The sequence below is a fragment of the Pseudomonas jessenii genome, from assembly GCF_002236115.1.
Lineage (GTDB): Bacteria > Pseudomonadota > Gammaproteobacteria > Pseudomonadales > Pseudomonadaceae > Aquipseudomonas > Aquipseudomonas jessenii.
The window spans coordinates 634,566-651,784 of the sequence record NZ_NIWT01000003.1; the positions used below are offsets into that span (position 1 = coordinate 634,566).

Annotated in this window: 15 protein-coding genes; 8 read left to right on the plus strand and 7 right to left on the minus strand. The window is 60.0% G+C overall.

Annotated features, from left to right (window positions below):
* Positions 1–242: 242 nt before the first annotated feature.
* Both argF and PSJE_RS12125 read left to right on the plus strand, forming a co-directional pair.
* The gene (argF, locus tag PSJE_RS12120; protein ID WP_090457544.1) at positions 243–1,163 is read left to right on the plus strand and encodes an ornithine carbamoyltransferase; all 921 of its coding nucleotides are present in this window, start codon (positions 243–245) and stop codon (positions 1,161–1,163) included.
* A complete protein-coding gene (locus PSJE_RS12125) occupies positions 1,160–2,269 on the plus strand; it encodes an ABC transporter ATP-binding protein (RefSeq protein ID WP_007971311.1) in 1,110 nt (369 codons plus the stop codon). The genes argF and PSJE_RS12125 overlap by 4 nt, the downstream gene beginning before the upstream one ends.
* 123 nt (positions 2,270–2,392) lie before the next feature.
* On the opposite strand, the gene PSJE_RS12130 is transcribed toward PSJE_RS12125, so the two are convergent.
* Together PSJE_RS12130 and ybaK are read right to left on the minus strand one after the other, a co-directional pair.
* On the minus strand, positions 2,393–3,175 hold the full coding sequence (locus PSJE_RS12130) for a PhzF family phenazine biosynthesis protein (RefSeq protein ID WP_090457546.1): 783 nt from the start codon (positions 3,173–3,175) through the stop codon (positions 2,393–2,395).
* A gap of 109 nt (positions 3,176–3,284) precedes the next feature.
* Entirely contained in the window at positions 3,285–3,755 is a 471-nt protein-coding gene (gene ybaK / locus PSJE_RS12135) for a Cys-tRNA(Pro) deacylase (RefSeq protein ID WP_057713427.1), read from the minus strand.
* A gap of 347 nt (positions 3,756–4,102) precedes the next feature.
* Between ybaK and PSJE_RS12140 the strand changes: the two genes are divergently transcribed.
* From PSJE_RS12140 to glpD, 4 genes are all read left to right on the plus strand, one after another.
* Positions 4,103–4,954, plus strand: coding sequence for an MIP/aquaporin family protein (locus tag PSJE_RS12140; protein WP_090457548.1), 852 nt, complete (start codon positions 4,103–4,105; stop codon positions 4,952–4,954).
* A gap of 74 nt (positions 4,955–5,028) precedes the next feature.
* Positions 5,029–6,534 (plus strand): glycerol kinase GlpK, encoded by a 1,506-nt coding sequence (gene glpK / locus PSJE_RS12145; protein WP_057713425.1) that lies wholly within the window; start codon positions 5,029–5,031, stop codon positions 6,532–6,534.
* 95 nt (positions 6,535–6,629) lie between these two features.
* On the plus strand, positions 6,630–7,385 hold the full coding sequence (locus tag PSJE_RS12150; protein ID WP_007971301.1) for a DeoR/GlpR family transcriptional regulator: 756 nt from the start codon (positions 6,630–6,632) through the stop codon (positions 7,383–7,385).
* A gap of 320 nt (positions 7,386–7,705) precedes the next feature.
* Positions 7,706–9,244, plus strand: a complete 1,539-nt coding sequence (gene glpD, locus PSJE_RS12155; RefSeq protein ID WP_090457986.1) for a glycerol-3-phosphate dehydrogenase — start codon at positions 7,706–7,708, stop codon at positions 9,242–9,244.
* A 66-nt stretch (positions 9,245–9,310) separates the two neighbouring features.
* Here glpD and PSJE_RS12160 read toward each other — a convergent pair whose 3' ends face one another.
* The 3 genes from PSJE_RS12160 to PSJE_RS12170 all read right to left on the minus strand — a co-directional run bounded on the left by PSJE_RS12160 (position 9,311) and on the right by PSJE_RS12170 (position 12,918).
* A complete protein-coding gene (locus PSJE_RS12160; RefSeq protein WP_057713424.1) occupies positions 9,311–10,417 on the minus strand; it encodes an NADH:flavin oxidoreductase/NADH oxidase in 1,107 nt (368 codons plus the stop codon).
* A 182-nt stretch (positions 10,418–10,599) separates the two neighbouring features.
* On the minus strand, positions 10,600–12,309 hold the full coding sequence (gene recJ / locus PSJE_RS12165) for a single-stranded-DNA-specific exonuclease RecJ (RefSeq protein ID WP_090457550.1): 1,710 nt from the start codon (positions 12,307–12,309) through the stop codon (positions 10,600–10,602).
* Between the two features lie 66 nt (positions 12,310–12,375).
* Positions 12,376–12,918: a YaeQ family protein gene (locus PSJE_RS12170; RefSeq protein WP_007971297.1), complete on the minus strand. Its 543-nt coding sequence runs from the start codon at positions 12,916–12,918 to the stop codon at positions 12,376–12,378.
* A gap of 147 nt (positions 12,919–13,065) precedes the next feature.
* Between PSJE_RS12170 and PSJE_RS12175 the strand changes: the two genes are divergently transcribed.
* Positions 13,066–14,265: a CaiB/BaiF CoA transferase family protein gene (locus PSJE_RS12175; RefSeq protein WP_090457552.1), complete on the plus strand. Its 1,200-nt coding sequence runs from the start codon at positions 13,066–13,068 to the stop codon at positions 14,263–14,265.
* The gene (locus tag PSJE_RS12180) at positions 14,219–15,187 is read left to right on the plus strand and encodes a TIGR02285 family protein (RefSeq protein ID WP_090457554.1); all 969 of its coding nucleotides are present in this window, start codon (positions 14,219–14,221) and stop codon (positions 15,185–15,187) included. The genes PSJE_RS12175 and PSJE_RS12180 overlap by 47 nt, the downstream gene beginning before the upstream one ends.
* A gap of 169 nt (positions 15,188–15,356) precedes the next feature.
* On the opposite strand, the gene PSJE_RS12185 is transcribed toward PSJE_RS12180, so the two are convergent.
* Together PSJE_RS12185 and PSJE_RS12190 are read right to left on the minus strand one after the other, a co-directional pair.
* On the minus strand, positions 15,357–15,644 hold the full coding sequence (locus tag PSJE_RS12185; protein ID WP_046041997.1) for a DUF3509 domain-containing protein: 288 nt from the start codon (positions 15,642–15,644) through the stop codon (positions 15,357–15,359).
* A 161-nt stretch (positions 15,645–15,805) separates the two neighbouring features.
* Complete coding sequence (locus PSJE_RS12190; RefSeq protein WP_090457556.1) at positions 15,806–17,161, minus strand: transporter substrate-binding domain-containing protein; 1,356 nt, start codon at positions 17,159–17,161, stop codon at positions 15,806–15,808.
* Positions 17,162–17,219 lie beyond the last annotated feature (58 nt).

Consider the following 17,219-nt stretch of genomic DNA (forward strand, 5'->3'; position numbering starts at 1 on the left):
CCGGTGTACAAATGAACCGCTGCTATCAGGAAACAGGCTTCAAAAGCGCTACCTCGGTAAACCCGTAGCACCTCTGAAACTCCCTAAAAACTGTAGCCCTATTGGTAAGACGCGACATTTAATTATAAGATCGCGCCTTCCCCTATTTCGTCGCCCCGTGCGGCTTACGCCGCAGGTCTCGCCCGTTGTTCCGTTAAACAAGGCTTTGAGCATCTGCGGTTTGTAGCAAAAGGTAGTCAATGATGAGCGCAAGGCACTTTCTCTCCCTGATGGATTGCACGCCCGAAGAGCTGGTCAGCGTGATCCGTCGAGGCGTTGAGCTCAAGGACCTGCGTAACCGCGGCGTACTGTTCGAGCCTCTGAAAAACCGCGTCCTGGGAATGATTTTCGAGAAATCCTCGACCCGTACCCGGATCTCCTTCGAGGCCGGCATGATCCAGCTCGGCGGGCAGGCGATCTTCCTGTCGCCACGTGACACCCAACTGGGTCGTGGCGAGCCGATCGGCGACTGCGCCATCGTCATGTCGAGCATGCTCGATGCAGTGATGATCCGTACCTTTGCCCACAGCAACCTGACCGAATTCGCCGCCAACTCCCGCGTACCGGTGATCAACGGCCTGTCCGATGACCTGCACCCCTGCCAGTTGCTGGCCGACATGCAGACCTTCCTCGAACACCGCGGCTCCATCCAGGGCAAGACCGTGGCCTGGATTGGCGACGGCAACAACATGTGCAACAGCTATATAGAAGCGGCGATCCAGTTCGACTTCCAGTTGCGCGTAGCCTGCCCGGAAGGCTATGAACCCAACCCGGTGTTCCTGGTCAAGGCCGGCGATCGGGTCACCATCGTTCGCGATCCGAAGGAAGCCGTGCGTGGTGCACATCTGGTGAGCACCGACGTCTGGACCTCCATGGGCCAGGAAGAGGAAACCGCCAAGCGTCTGCAACTGTTCGCTCCGTATCAGGTCAACCGCGCCCTGCTCGACCTGGCCGCTGAAGACGTGCTGTTCATGCACTGCTTGCCAGCGCACCGCGGCGAGGAAATCAGCATCGACCTGCTCGATGACAAGCGCTCGGTGGCCTGGGATCAAGCCGAAAACCGTCTGCACGCGCAAAAAGCCCTGCTCGAGTTCCTCGTCGAACCGGCGTATCACCACGCATGAGCCAGCCATTACTGCTTAACCTGCGCAACCTCGCCTGCGGCTATCAAGACCAGCGCGTGGTGCAGAACCTCAACCTGCACCTGAACGCAGGCGACATCGGTTGCCTGCTGGGCTCGTCGGGCTGCGGCAAGACCACCACCCTGAGGGCGATTGCCGGTTTCGAACCGGTGCACGAAGGCGAAATCCAGCTGGCTGGCGAGACCATCTCCAGCGCCGGTTTCACCCTTGCGCCGGAGAAACGTCGCATCGGCATGGTGTTCCAGGACTACGCGCTGTTTCCGCATTTGAGCGTGGCCGACAACATCGCCTTCGGCATTCGCAAGCATCCGCAAAAGGATCGCGTGACCGAAGAGCTGCTGGAACTGGTCAACCTGAAGAATCTCGGCAAGCGTTTCCCCCACGAGCTTTCAGGAGGTCAGCAGCAACGTGTCGCACTGGCCCGTGCCCTGGCGCCGGAACCGCAACTGCTGTTGCTCGACGAACCCTTCTCCAACCTTGATGGCGAATTGCGCCGCAAGCTCAGCCATGAAGTACGCGACATCCTCAAGGCCCGTGGCACCAGCGCGATTCTGGTGACTCACGACCAGGAAGAAGCCTTCGCGGTCAGCGACCACGTTGGAGTGTTCAAGGAAGGTCGCCTGGAACAGTGGGATACGCCTTACAACCTGTATCACGAACCCCTGACACCTTTTGTCGCGAGTTTCATCGGCCAGGGCTATTTCATTCGCGGTCAGTTGAGCAGCCCCGAATCGGTGCAAACCGAACTGGGTGAGTTGCGCGGCAATCGGGCCTACACCTGGCCGGTAGGCGGCGCCGTGGACGTGTTGCTGCGCCCGGACGATATCGTCTATGCGCCGGACAGCGCCCTGAAGGCGCGAATTGCCGGCAAGACGTTCCTGGGTGCATCGACCCTGTATCGCTTGCAACTGCCGACAGGCGCACAGCTGGAGTCGATTTTCCCGAGCCATGTCGATCGTCAGGTTGGGGCGGATGTGGGTATTCGTGTCGCGGCTGAACACCTGGTGCTGTTCCAGGCGTCCGGCAGCACGGCGGCGCAGATTCCAGCTGTTGAATCAGGTGTCCGGCGCTACAGCACGGCCAACTGATACCCCCCCTACTGTAGGAGCGAGCTTGCTCGCGATGGACGACAACGATAACGCGTGCAACCGGAATGAACGCGTTATCCAGACGTTTTTCGCGAGCAAGCTCGCTCCTACGCTGGGTTTGCGTTATCGCAGCATCAGCGTGCCACTGGCAACCAGGGTCGCATTGCCGCCGATCCTCACCCGATCGCCTTCCAGTTGGCAGAACAATTCCCCACCCCGCGCCGAACGCTGAAAAGCCGTCAGGCTCGACTTGGCCAAACGCTTTGACCAGTACGGAATCAGAAGGCAATGGGTCGATCCGGTCACCGGGTCTTCATTGATGCCGATTGCCGGGGCGAAGTAGCGGGAAACGAAATCGTGCTGCTCGCCCCGCGCCGTCACGATGGCGCCCAGCCATGGCAGTTTCGCCAGGGCCACCATGTCCGGCTTGCAGTCGAGCACGGCTTGCTCCGACTCCAGCACCACAAACAGCTCATTTGAAGCCAGTACCTCAACAGCCTTCACGCCCAGTGCACGCTCGATGTCCGAGATCACGTTCACCGGCGATGCAGTGATCGCCGGGAAATCCAGCCACAGCCGCCCACCTTCACGGGTCACGCCCAACGGGCCGGATTTGCAGGTGAAGTCCAGTCGCTCGACGGACTCCTTATAAATCTCGAACAGCACATGAGCGCTAGCCAGCGTCGCGTGACCGCACAATGGCACCTCGGTGGTCGGCGTAAACCAACGGATGTGCCAGCCCTGCCCTTCACGCACGACAAACGCCGTTTCGGCGAGGTTGTGTTCGGCGGCAATCTTTTGCATCAACTCATCGGCGAGCCAGGTGTCGAGCCGATAGACCATCGCCGGATTGCCGCTAAATGGCTGATTGCTGAACGCGTCGACCTGATGAAACTCCAGTTGCATAACCTTCTCCCTTTGTCAGACCACCCAGCATGCCGCGCTGGCTCAACCGGCACCAGTGACAGAGCAAGCTGATTTTCACCATACAGCGCTGCGCGGACTCCGATGATGTTCACGCACGGCCGATATCGGCAAATCTGGCCTGGGTGTGCTCGGCCAGCACCGCCGGTGCCAGTTCGACTTCCAGTCCACGCCGCCCCGCACTGACAAAAATGCTGGCGAAGGGCTGGGCCGAATTATCAATGAAGGTACGCAAGCGCTTTTTCTGCCCCAGCGGACTGATCCCGCCCAACAGATAGCCGGTAGAGCGCTGCGCTGCCGCCGGGTCGGCCATTTCGACCTTTTTCACGCCCGCGGCGTGGGCCAGTCCTTTCAAGTCCAGGCTGCCGACAACCGGCACCACGGCCACCAGCAACTCGCCCTTTTCGCTGGCCGCCAGCAAGGTCTTGAACACCTGCGCCGGATCGAGCCCGAGTTTTTCCGCCGCTTCCAACCCGTAGGAGGCCGCCTTGGGGTCATGTTCGTAACTGTGTACGCGATGTTCGGCCCGAACCTTTTTCAACAAATCCAATGCGGGGGTCATGACAGCTCCAGACTGGGCGGCAGAAGAAAAATACTGCGCCCGATTCTAGGACATTGATCATTAAAAGGCTCTACGGCGGCGCATTCATGACGCCATTGCCTGGCCACCCCATTCCTCAACAACCCGGTCATTCATACAGCGAATAGTTTCTTTGTGACCGACGGTTCACTTTCGACCTTTGACAGCAGCGTTTCTTGTCTATATTTTTTCGTTTATGAAACTGTACGAAACGTCCTACCGCTGCACCCAGCAGTAAACCGCGACCAGGATGGGGATCCTGCCTCGGCGAAAACCGCGCTCCGACCATGATGGAAAAAGCGCCAGACAACAAAAAAAATGAGGTTTCAATGACAACTGCTTTACAACAACCGTCGCTCTCGAGCCAATGCATGGCCGAGTTTCTGGGTACGGCGCTGCTGATCTTTTTTGGTACAGGTTGCGTTGCCGCGCTCAAGGTCGCGGGTGCCAGTTTTGGCTTGTGGGAAATCAGCATTATCTGGGGTGTCGGCGTCAGCATGGCGATCTACCTTACCGCTGGGGTTTCCGGGGCTCATCTGAACCCTGCCGTCAGCATTGCCCTGAGCATTTTCGCGGACTTCGAAAAACGTAAATTGCCTTTCTACATACTCGCCCAAGTGGCGGGTGCCTTCTGTGGAGCGCTGTTGGTTTACACGCTCTACAGCAATCTATTCTTCGAATTCGAACAAACGCACCATATGGTTCGCGGCACTCAAGCCAGCCTCGAATTGGCCTCCGTGTTCTCCACTTTCCCGAACCCGGTGCTGACCACCGCCCAGGCATTTCTGGTCGAGGTGATCATCACGGCCATTCTGATGGGCGTGATCATGTCCCTGACCGATGACAACAATGGCCTGCCCAAAGGCCCGCTGGCACCGCTGCTGATCGGCCTGTTGATTGCGGTGATCGGTAGCTCGATGGGACCACTGACCGGTTTTGCCATGAACCCTGCGCGGGACTTCGGCCCTAAACTGATGACTTTCTTCGCTGGCTGGGGTGAAATTTCCTTCACTGGCGGACGCGATATCCCGTATTTCCTGATTCCTGTTTTTGCACCGATTGTCGGTGCCTGCCTCGGTGCTGCCGCCTATCGCGGGCTGATTGCCCGCCATCTGCCCAGCGCCGTACCTGCTACAAAGGATGCAACAGCTGCCATTGACGGCAAACCCAGAACTTCTTGATACCGTTGGCGCGTGCCCCTGCCCCTTGATCGCGCGCCAGACCTCACTCCCTTATTTCGTCCAAGGCAATCGACATGACCGACACACAGAATAAGAACTACATCATTGCCCTCGATCAGGGTACGACCAGCTCCCGCGCGATCATTTTCGACCGCGACGCGAACGTGGTCTGCACCGCCCAACGGGAGTTCGCACAGCATTACCCGCAAGCCGGCTGGGTCGAACACGATCCGATGGAAATCTTCGCTACCCAAAGCGCCGTGATGGTCGAGGCCCTGGCGCAAGCCGGCCTGCACCACGACCAGGTGGCGGCCATCGGCATCACCAACCAGCGCGAAACCACCGTGGTCTGGGACAAGAACACCGGCCGCCCGATCTACAACGCCATCGTCTGGCAGTGCCGACGCAGCACCGAGATCTGCCAGCAGCTCAAGCGCGATGGCCACGAGCAATACATCAGCGACACCACCGGCCTGGTCACCGACCCGTACTTCTCCGGCACCAAGCTCAAGTGGATCCTCGACAACGTCGAAGGCAGCCGCGAGCGCGCGCGCAACGGTGAGCTGTTGTTCGGCACCGTCGACAGCTGGCTTATCTGGAAATTCACCGGTGGCAAGGTGCATGTCACCGACTACACCAACGCGTCGCGCACCATGCTCTTCAACATCCACACCCTGGAGTGGGACGCGAAGATGCTGGAGGTCCTCGACATCCCGCGTGAGATGCTCCCGCAAGTGAAGTCTTCTTCGGAAATCTACGGTCACACCAAAAGCGGCATCGCCATCGGCGGCATCGCTGGCGACCAGCAAGCCGCCCTGTTCGGCCAGATGTGCGTCGAGCCAGGCCAGGCGAAAAACACCTACGGCACTGGCTGCTTCCTGCTGATGAACACCGGCGACAAAGCCGTTAAGTCCCAACACGGCATGCTCACCACCATCGCCTGCGGCCCACGTGGCGAAGTGGCCTACGCGCTGGAAGGCGCGGTGTTCAACGGCGGCTCCACAGTGCAATGGCTGCGTGACGAACTGAAGATCATCAACGACGCCCACGACACCGAATACTTCGCCAACAAGGTCAAGGACAGCAACGGTGTGTACCTGGTGCCGGCCTTCACCGGTCTTGGTGCTCCCTACTGGGACCCGTACGCCCGTGGCGCCTTGTTCGGCCTGACCCGCGGCGTACGCGTAGATCACATCATTCGCGCAGCGCTGGAATCGATTGCCTACCAGACTCGCGACGTTCTCGACGCCATGCAACAGGACTCCGGCGAACGCCTCAAGGCCCTGCGCGTGGACGGCGGCGCGGTGGCGAACAATTTCCTGATGCAGTTCCAGGCCGACATCCTCGGCACGCAGGTCGAACGTCCGCAAATGCGCGAAACCACGGCACTGGGTGCGGCTTACCTGGCAGGCCTGGCCTGCGGCTTCTGGGGCAGCCTGGAGGAGTTGCGCGGCAAGGCAGTGATCGAACGCAAGTTCGAGCCGACGCTGGATGAAACGGCGAAGGAAAAACTTTACGCGGGGTGGAAAAAAGCGGTCAGCCGTACCCGCGATTGGGCGGCTGAAGACGAGACTGAATAAGCCAAGACGCAGGCTCGTATCTGTATGTAACTGGTCGGGAGCAGATTCCTGCGGCATCATGGGCAAATTTTGCACGGCAGCCCAAAGGACGCCCCATGAATCTGCCTCCCCGTCAGCAGCAAATCCTCGAACTGGTCCGCGAACGCGGCTATGTCAGCATCGAGGAAATGGCCACGCTGTTCGTAGTTACCCCGCAGACCATTCGCCGCGACATCAATCAGCTCGCGGAAGCCAATTTGTTGCGTCGCTACCACGGCGGCGCGGCTTACGACTCCAGCGTTGAAAACACCGCCTACGCCATGCGCGCCGATCAGATGCGCGATGAGAAGCAGCGTATCGGCGAAGCCATTGCCGCGCAGATTCCCGACCATGCCTCGCTGTTCATCAACATCGGCACGACCACCGAATCCATTGCCCGGGCACTGCTCAACCACAGTCACCTGAAGATCATCACCAACAACCTGCACGTCGCCTCCATGCTCAGCGCCAAGGACGATTTCGATGTCCTGCTCACTGGCGGCAACGTGCGGCGCGATGGTGGCGTGGTGGGTCAGGCCAGTGTCGACTTCATCAATCAGTTCAAGGTCGATTTCGCCCTGGTCGGCATCAGCGGCATCGATGAAGACGGCAGCCTGCTGGACTTCGACTATCAGGAAGTGCGGGTATCCCAGGCGATCATCGCCAATGCCCGGCAAGTGATCCTCGCGGCCGACTCCAGCAAGTTCGGGCGCAACGCCATGATTCGCCTGGGGCCGATCAGCCTGGTCGATTGCCTGGTCACCGATCAGCAACCCTCCCCGGCGCTGGCGCAGTTGTTGAACCAGCACAAGGTTCGGCTGGAAGTCGTTTAAGCACACCGCTCCCCTGTGGCGAGGGGGCTTGCCCCCGTTGGGCTGCGAAGCGGCCCTAAAACCATTCAGCCGAGTTCAGACAGGCACATTCATAGCCCCAACCTGCGACGGCTTCGCCGTCGAACGGGGGCAAGCCCCCTCGCCACAAAAGCAGCCTGCAACCTTTCAATGTTCGTAAATTTTCCTTTAACGGCTCTTCGATGAGTATTTTCAATCGAAGCTGACTGGCTGTGGGCGTCTTTATGGGCTAGTATTTTCGCAAATGAACATTAATGTTCGAATTCAAATACAGAACATCAAAGAATTCCGAGGCCGAGCCGATGCCCACTTCCACCTTGCCTACGCCCCCTCTCGCCGAGGTCTACGATATCGCCGTCATCGGTGGCGGGATCAATGGCGTGGGGATCGCAGCGGACGCCGCCGGACGCAGTCTCTCGGTGTTCCTTTGTGAAAAGGATGACCTGGCCAGCCATACCTCGTCGGCCAGCAGCAAGCTGATTCACGGTGGCCTGCGCTACCTCGAACATTACGAATTCCGCCTGGTGCGTGAGGCCCTGGCTGAACGCGAAGTGTTGTTGGCCAAGGCGCCGCACATCGTCAAGCAAATGCGATTCGTGTTGCCGCACCGCCCACACCTGCGCCCGGCATGGATGATTCGCGCCGGTCTGTTCCTCTATGACAACCTGGGCAAGCGCGAGCAACTGCAAGGTTCGAAAAGCCTGAAGTTCGGCCCCGACAGCGCGCTCAAAAGCGAAATCACCAAGGGCTTCGAATACTCCGACTGCTGGGTCGACGACGCCCGCCTGGTGGTGTTGAACGCCATGGCCGCCCGGGAAAAAGGCGCCCACGTTCACACCCAGACCCGCTGCGTCAGCGCACGTCGCACCAAGGGCCTGTGGCACCTGCACCTGGAGCGCGCCGATGGCAGCCTGTTTTCGATCCGCGCCAAGGCATTGGTCAACGCGGCCGGGCCTTGGGTCGCCAGGTTCATTCGCGATGACTTGAAGATGGAATCGCCTTACGGCATCCGCCTGATCCAGGGCAGCCACCTGATCGTGCCGAAACTGTACGAAGGCGAACACGCGCACATCCTGCAAAACGAAGATCAGCGCATCGTGTTCACCATTCCGTACCTGAATCACTTCACCCTGATCGGCACCACCGACCGCGAGTACACCGGCGATCCGGCGAAGGTTGCAATTACCGACAGCGAAACCGATTACCTGTTGAACGTGGTCAACGCCCATTTCAAAAAGCAAATCAGCCGCGAGGACATCCTGCACAGCTATTCCGGTGTGCGCCCGCTGTGCAACGACGAATCCGACAACCCGTCGGCCGTGACCCGCGATTACACCCTGGCGCTGTCCGGCACTGGCGAAGAGGCTCCGTTGCTGTCGGTGTTCGGCGGCAAGCTCACCACCTATCGCAAACTGGCCGAGTCGGCGCTGGCGCAACTGGCACCCTACTTCAAGCACATCCAGCCAAGCTGGACCGCAAGCGCCACGCTGCCGGGCGGTGAAGACATGACCACCCCGCAGGCCTTGAGCTCACGTATCCGCGACAAATTCGACTGGGTACCAAGCGATATTGCTCGCCGCTGGGCCACCTCCTACGGCAGCCGTACCTGGCGCATGCTCGAAGGCGTACAGGACCTCAGCGATATGGGCGAGCATATCGGCGGCGGTCTCTACACCCGCGAGGTCGATTACCTGTGCAGTGAAGAATGGGCCACTACCGCACACGACATCCTCTGGCGGCGCAGCAAGCTCGGCTTGTTCACCACAGCCGCGGAGCAGGAAAAACTCAAGGATTACCTGAACAAGATCGAGCAAAACCGCAACAAGATCGAAGCGGCCTGACTACGATCCGGATAAACGAAAGCCCCTGAATCTCACGACTCAGGGGCTTTTTCGTATCGATGGATTTCAGTCGCGCAAATCCGATTCATGAATGGGCTGCTCACGGTGAGTCGCCCGCTGATATTGCGCCGGCCACACGGCCTTGTGCCCGCCCAGGTCGTCGTCCGCGTGCAGCGCCCAGTACGGATCGCGCAACAACTCACGGGCCAGGAAGATGATGTCCGCCTGACAGGTGCGCAGGATGTGCTCGGCCTGGGCCGGTTCGGTGATCATGCCGACTGTGCCGGTGGCCATGCCCGACTCCTTGCGCACCCGCTCGGCGAAGCGGGTCTGGTAACCGGGGCCTGTGGGAATTTCGGCATTGACTGCCGTCCCGCCCGACGAGACGTCGATCAGGTCGACCCCCAAGGCTTTGAGGCGGCGGGCCAGCTCCACGGTTTCATCGGGGTTCCAACCGTCTTCCACCCAGTCGGTGGCCGAGACCCGGACAAACACCGGCAACTCTTCAGGCCACACCGCACGCACCGCTTCGGTGACCTGCAGCACCAGCCGAATACGATTTTCGAACGAACCGCCATATTGATCGCGACGCTGATTGCTCAACGGCGACAGGAATTGATGCAACAGGTAACCATGGGCCGCGTGCACTTCGACCACTTTGAAACCGGCCGTCAGTGAGCGCTTTGCCGCATCGACAAAGGCCTGGATCACCTTGGCGATCTCGTCGTCATCCAGTTGTTTGGGTTGGGTGTGCTGCGGGTCGAACGCAATCGGCGAAGGTCCGACCGGTACCCAGCCGCCCTCGTCGGGTTTGACGCTGCCATGCTTGCCGAGCCACGGCCGGTGGGTGCTGGCCTTGCGCCCGGCATGGGCCAGCTGAATGCCGGCAACGGCGCCCTGGGCGTTGATGAAGCGGGTGATGCGTTGCAGGGGTTCGATCTGTTCATCATTCCACAGACCGAGATCCTCGGCCGTGATACGCCCGTCGGCGGTGACCGCCGTGGCTTCGGTAAACACCAGCCCGGCCCCGCCGACAGCACGGCTGCCGAGGTGGACCAGATGCCAGTCATTGGCCAGGCCATCGGCACTGGAATACTGGCACATCGGCGATACCGCGATGCGGTTGGGCAGAGTCAATTGGCGAAGGGTAAAGGGTTCAAGCAGCAGACTCATGGGGCACCTCTCGAATCAGTGGGCAGGCTCCAGGTTCTGTTTGAATAGTCGACGAGTGACAGGAAAAAGGTACAACACCCGCCCCCGCGGGCAAAAAATTCGACAAGACGTCACAAGGCCAAAATCAAGCAGTGCTTAGAGCCTAGTCGACATCGGGGAATGTCGCTCCTACAAGGGTCGGGTCAACGCGGTTCGATGTGGGCAATCATCAATTGAACCGTCTCGTTCCCGCGAAACTCGTTGAGGTCGAGTTTGTAGGCCAGCTCCACCCATTTGATGGTCGGATTCGGCCAGATATCGCGATCGATCCCGAAGGCAATGCCGTCGAGTTTCACCGAACCACATTCACTTTTGAGCACGACTTTAAGATGCCGCTCGCCAACGACGCGCTGCTCGACCAACTGGAACACCCCATGAAACAACGGTTCCGGGAAGTGCTGTCCCCAAGGACCGGCATGCCGCAAGGCACGAGCCAGCTCCAGGTGGAACTCTTCCACCGCCAGGGTGCCGTCCGACAACAGGCGACCAGTCAGATCTTCTTCGCGCAGCTGCCGGCGCACTTCAGCGTCAAAGGCTTCGGCGAACAAGGGGAAATTTGCTTCCGGCAGCGTCAGGCCGGCCGCCATCGCGTGGCCACCGTATTTGGTGATCAGATTCGGATGCTGCGCCGCCACCACACTCAAGGCGTCGCGGATGTGAAAGCCCTGGACCGAACGCCCCGAGCCCTTGAGAAGGCCATCTCCGGCATCGGCAAAGGCGATGGTCGGGCGGAAATAGCGCTCTTTCATCCGTGACGCGAGGATACCGATGACACCCTGGTGCCACTCGGGATCGAACAGGCACAAGCCGAACGGCATCGACTCCACCGGCAAATCCTTGAGCTGCGCCAGCGCTTCGCGCTGCATCCCTTGCTCGATGGATTTGCGATCCTGGTTCATGCCGTCCAGTTGCGCCGCCATCTCACGGGCCAGACCTGCGTCCTCGGTCAGCAGGCATTCGATGCCCAGGCTCATGTCGTCCAGGCGCCCTGCTGCGTTCAGGCGCGGGCCGACAATGAAGCCCAGATCGGTGGAGGTGATACGCGCATGATCGCGCTTGGCCACTTCGAGGATCGCCTTGATTCCCGGCCGGGCACGTCCAGCGCGAATCCGCTCCAGGCCCTGATGCACCAGAATCCGGTTGTTGGCATCCAGCGGCACCACGTCGGCCACGCTGCCAAGAGCCACCAGATCGAGCAGTTCGCCGATATTCGGCTGCGGCCTGCTTGTGTACCAGCCCAGCTCGCGCAACCGCGCACGCAGGGCCATCAACACATAGAAAATCACCCCGACGCCGGCCAGCGCCTTGCTCGGAAACTCGCAACCGGGCTGGTTCGGATTGACGATGGCATCGGCCAACGGCAGCTCGTCACCGGGCAAGTGGTGGTCGGTGACGAGCACCTTGAGCCCGGCCTTTTTCGCCGCTGCCACGCCTTCGACGCTGGAGATGCCGTTGTCGACGGTGATCAGCAAATGCGGCTGACGCTCAAGCGCCACCGCGACGATTTCCGGTGTCAGGCCATAGCCGTAGTCGAATCGGTTGGGCACCAGGTAGTCGACATGTGCCGCCCCCAACAGACGCAAACCCAGGGTGCCCACGGTGCTCGCCGTCGCACCGTCGGCATCAAAGTCGCCGACGATCAGAATGCGCTGACGCTGTTCGAGCGCAGTCACCAGCAGATCCACGGCGGCATCGATGCCCTTGAGTTGCTGGAACGGAATCAACCGCGCCAGGCTCTTGTCCAGTTCCGCCTCGGACAGCACGCCCCGAGCCGCGTACAGGCGGGTCAACAGCGGCGGAATATCACCGAGGAATGGCAGGGTGTCGGGCAGCAGGCGAGGTTCGATGCGCATGGGGTGAAAGATGCTTCTCTTCAATACGTAGGATAAAACCGGGTGACGCGGGGCAGTTGCGAAAAATCAGCCGCGCTCACCGGCCAGCCACTGCAACTGGACTTCGTGCTGACCACGGTCGTCGGTGACGAAGATCGTCCCTTCGCTGATCATCACGTCCCACTTGATGACGCGGGGCATGTCTTTGGCCAGGGTTTCCAGGACTTCCTGAGGCACGGCAGCGATGTTGACGTTCTTCAGGTTTTTCACCGCCGGCACCACTTTGCCCTCCCACACGCGCAGGCTGCCGTAGGCCAACAGGCTGGTACGTTCAGTGCGGCGCGAGCACCAGGTCAGGCGCTCGGCATCCGGCTGGCCGACTTCGATCCAGTGCAGGACGCGGTCATCCAGGCTTTTTTCCCACAAGGCCGGTTCATCCACTTCCGACAGACCACGGCCAAAAGACAACTGCTCGTTGTACCAGAGGGCGTAGGCCAGCAGGCGCACGGTCATGCGCTCTTCGGTTTCCGAAGGGTGACGGGCGATGGTCTGCTTCACGCTCTCATAGACGCTGCGGTCGAGGTCGGTGAGGTTCAGTTCAAACTTGTAGGTCGTGGACGGCTGGGCCATGTACGGGCTTCTTGATACGAGGAAAGGCGGCAAGTCTAACCGATGCGACGGGCAATCCACGAATTGAACACAATCAAGCTGGAGCGTCTGACAGTCGGCTATGTTAAAACGCTCTATCCGCTCAACCTTTGCCCCACAGGATCCAGCATGCCGTTCACCGCCAAACCGCTTTCCGGTCTGAAAGTCATCGAATTGGGCACCTTGATTGCCGGCCCGTTTGCCTCGCGTATTTGCGCGGAATTCGGCGCCGACGTAATCAAGATCGAATCCCCGGACGGCGGTGATCCATTGCGCAAATGGCGCAAGTTGTATGAAGGCACTTCGTTGTGGTGGTTCGTCCAGGCCCGCAACAAAAAGTCCCTGACCCTCAACCTCAAGCACCCCGACGGTCAGGCCATCCTGAAACAGCTGCTGGGTGAGGCAGACATACTGATCGAAAACTTTCGTCCCGGCGTCCTGGAAAAACTCGGCCTGGGCTGGGACGTCCTGCACGCCTTGAACCCGAAACTGGTCATGGTGCGGCTGTCGGGTTTCGGCCAGACCGGCCCGATGAAGGATCAGCCCGGCTTTGGCGCGGTCGGTGAGTCGATGGGGGGCCTGCGCTACATCACCGGCTTCGAAGACCGCCCACCGGTACGCACCGGCATTTCCATCGGCGACTCGATTGCCGCGCTCTGGGGCGTGATCGGCGCGCTGATGGCCCTGCGTCATCGCGAGGTCAACGGCGGCCAGGGGCAAGTGGTGGACGTGGCGCTGTATGAAGCCATCTTCGCGATGATGGAAAGCATGGTTCCGGAGTTCGACGTGTTCGGTTTCATCCGCGAACGCACGGGCAATATCATGCCCGGCATCACCCCGTCCTCGATCCACACCAGTGCCGATGGCAAGCACGTGCAGATCGGCGCCAATGGCGACGCGATTTTCAAACGCTTCATGCTGATCATTGGCCGGGAAGACTTGGCCAATGACCCCCAGCTTGCCAGCAACGATGGCCGCGATGCCCGACGCGACGAGATTTATGGCGTCATCGATCGCTGGGTCAACTCGTTGCCGCTGGACAGGGTGCTGGCGCAGCTCAATCAGGCCGAGGTGCCGGCCAGCCGGATCTTCAGCGCCGAAGACATGTTCAATGACCCCCAGTACCTGGCGCGGGAAATGTTCCTGCAAGCCAAGCTGCCGGACGGCAAAGACTTCAAGATGCCGGGCATTGTGCCGAAACTCTCAGAGACACCCGGGGAATGTGAATGGGTCGGGCCACAACTGGGTGAGCACAACGCACAGGTACTCCAGGAACTTGGCTATGACGCGACGCAGATTGCACAGTTGCGCAAAGACGGCGCCATCTAGGCTGAGGCACCTGCCCGCATGGCCCATTCGACACTGCCCACCACGCGGCGGGCGGCTGCTGTGCATGCTGGCGATCTTGTTCCTGCTCCCTGGACCGATCCCGTCAGCCATGGCGCAAACCGGGGAACCCCTGATCTGGCTCAAGCGCGACCTGCCGCCGCTGACGATTTTCGACGGGCCGAAAAAGGGTCTGGGCGTTATCGATCAATTGCTTCCAATGTTGATTGCCGGCATGCCGCAATACCAGCACAGCGTGATGAGGGTCAATCGCGCGCGTGGACTGCAAATGCTCCACGAACCGTCCCTCGTCTGCGACGCGGCGCTGAACTGGAGCAAGGAACGGGAAAAGTGGATCGCCTTTTCCATTCCGGTCTTCCGCGCCATGAGCAATGGCCTGGCCGTGCGGCGCGTCGACCAGAAAGTACTGACACCCTTTATCAAGGACGACGAAGTGGACCTGGCAGCGCTGCTCGCCAGCGGTAGCGAAAAACTGGGAATTATTGCCGAGCGCAATTACGGCGAATACCTCGACGGACTGCTCAAGCAAGCGCCAGCCGACGCGCTGGCCCCTCATTACGGTAACGACGCCTTGGGCAGCCTGCTGCAAATGCAGCGCCTGGGACGCTTGCGCCTGCTGTTGGGTTATCGCCCGGAAATACGCTACCAGGCCTCGCTGCAAGGCATTGCCGAGGATGAATTGCAGTTCTATCCGATCCGTGGCACGGGCAAATACCTGTCCGGTTATATCGGTTGCACCGACACGCCAAAGGGCCGGCAGGCCATTGTCGAGATCAACCAGGTGTTGCGCACCCTTCCCCGTGAACGCCTCGATGAGGCCTACGCCGCCTGGCTGGATCCCGAAAGCCGCAGCGACTACCTGAAAGACACCAAGGCGTTTTTCGACAATCTGGCGCACCCCTGACAAATCCCGGGCAAAAGAAACCCCGAGAAGTGGGGAGACGACTCGGGGTCAAACGTGGTCTGCTTGGAGACCAGTAGCAGCAAGCTACAAGCACCGGAGCACAATGCTTGATCCTGCTGTTACAAAGTCTGACTGACCTGGGCGCGGGAAGGTTCCCGCAAAAAACCGTTCAATTGCGGCTGGCCAGCAGCTTGTCCTGCGCCGCATTACGCAATGCCGCGATCACACAAGGCTCAAGGCGTCCTTCAGCAATCAGCACGTCGCGATGCAAACCGTCGACCACATCCGTCAGCAGGCGTTTGTCATTCAACTGGGCCTGATTGAACTCGCGCTCGACCACGGTCGCGCCGATAGCATTCTTCAGGGTCACCCGGCATTCGCCACGAATGCCTGACGGGGTCAACGTAACCTGATACGGGCTTAGCGCCTCACCGAGCAACAGACTGATACTTTCCATCCCGATCACCACTCAATAGTCCGAAAACAACGTGCCTGGGGCATGCCTACTACAAATGACCGCTGGCCCGAGAAGAAAGTTCTGGGTACTGACTGCAGGCGAACCTGCAGCCCAGTCAAGAGAGCATGCACGGCGAACATGACAGAGAAAAAACCCAACCATCACGTCTGTCGGGTGCGCCGGGCGATGTCGGCCCATCCCCCCAACAATCCTCGTAGCTGGCCATCCGCCGTATAAAACGGCACTGTCCACTGGTAGATATCCCTGACACCGTCCTTGAACATCAATTGACGCTCGAAAAAGCGCGTCCTGCGCGTACTCAATTGCGCCATGAACTCGGCATGCAGCAGTTCCGCGGTTTGTCTGGGCATGGCATCGACCTCGATCAACTGCCGCCCCTGCATCCGGTCAAAACGCGTCGACAAGGCGTCCTCATAACTTTTGTTGCACATGATCAAGCGCCCTTGCAGATCACGGACAAACATCGGGTCAGGCATGGCATCCATCAGGGCATGCTGGAAGGCGAGCTGATCGCGCAGACTGCTTTGAGCCTCGACCCGTTGCCTGACCACCACCGCCAACCGCCGATTCCAGAGCAGGGACAACAGACCGAACAGGCTGACCACCAACACGCCCCAGCAAACCCACTGGTCAATCCGCTGCCAGAGGCCAGGCGCCTGTGGCACGGTAGCGCCGCCGAACCACTTCAGGCGAAGGCCGCGCAACTCCTGTTCAGGAAACGCCTCAAGCGCCTTGTTGAGGATACTCAGCAACTGCGGCTGGCCTTTGCGCACCGCCAGATAATCCGCATCCCATTTTCCCGGCACCACGGCGTCGATCTTTAGCCGGCCCGACGGAATAAGCTGGGCGCCGATTTCGCTTTCGATGGTGGCGTAGGCTTCGCCGCTTTCCACCCAGGCACGGGCTTCGGCGTAGGTTTTAACCGAACGCAACTCGATGGACGGATAATTGCGACGGATCATCGCTTCCAGTGCATGCCGGGTCGGCAGCACCAGTACCCGCTTCGCCAGATCCTCCAGCGACTGCACCGGTGGTGCTCCGGCCTGCCCGAGAAAGACCCATCCTGCACCGCCGAACGCATGACTGAAATCAAGAAACGCCTTGCGTTCGTCATTCATCGCCAGGGTCGTACTCAAATCCGCAGCGCCGCTTTCCAGATGGGCCAGCATCTGATCGGTGGAAAAAGACTCTTGGTAAACGAACTGCAACCCCGTCATGTCACTGATGCGCTTGAGCAGGTCACTGTTCAAGCCCGTCCATTGGCCATGTTCATCCTTGAACAGGTACAACGGGTATTCCAGCGCCGTGACCACGACCCGAGGATGCTTGGCCATCCACTGCAACTCCTGGTCATCCAGCACGACCATTGACCGTGCGGCAGACTTCCCACGCTCCTGAATCGATGCAGGGCTTGCCCCTCCCCATTCGGCGATTCCCAGCATGCCGAATAAAAACAGCCAGCGCGCGACTGGCTTGAACACACTTGTAAACAGCATTCCCACGTCCTTGGTGATCCATTCGCCTGTCCCTTCGCGGCGATAACACGACAAGTGT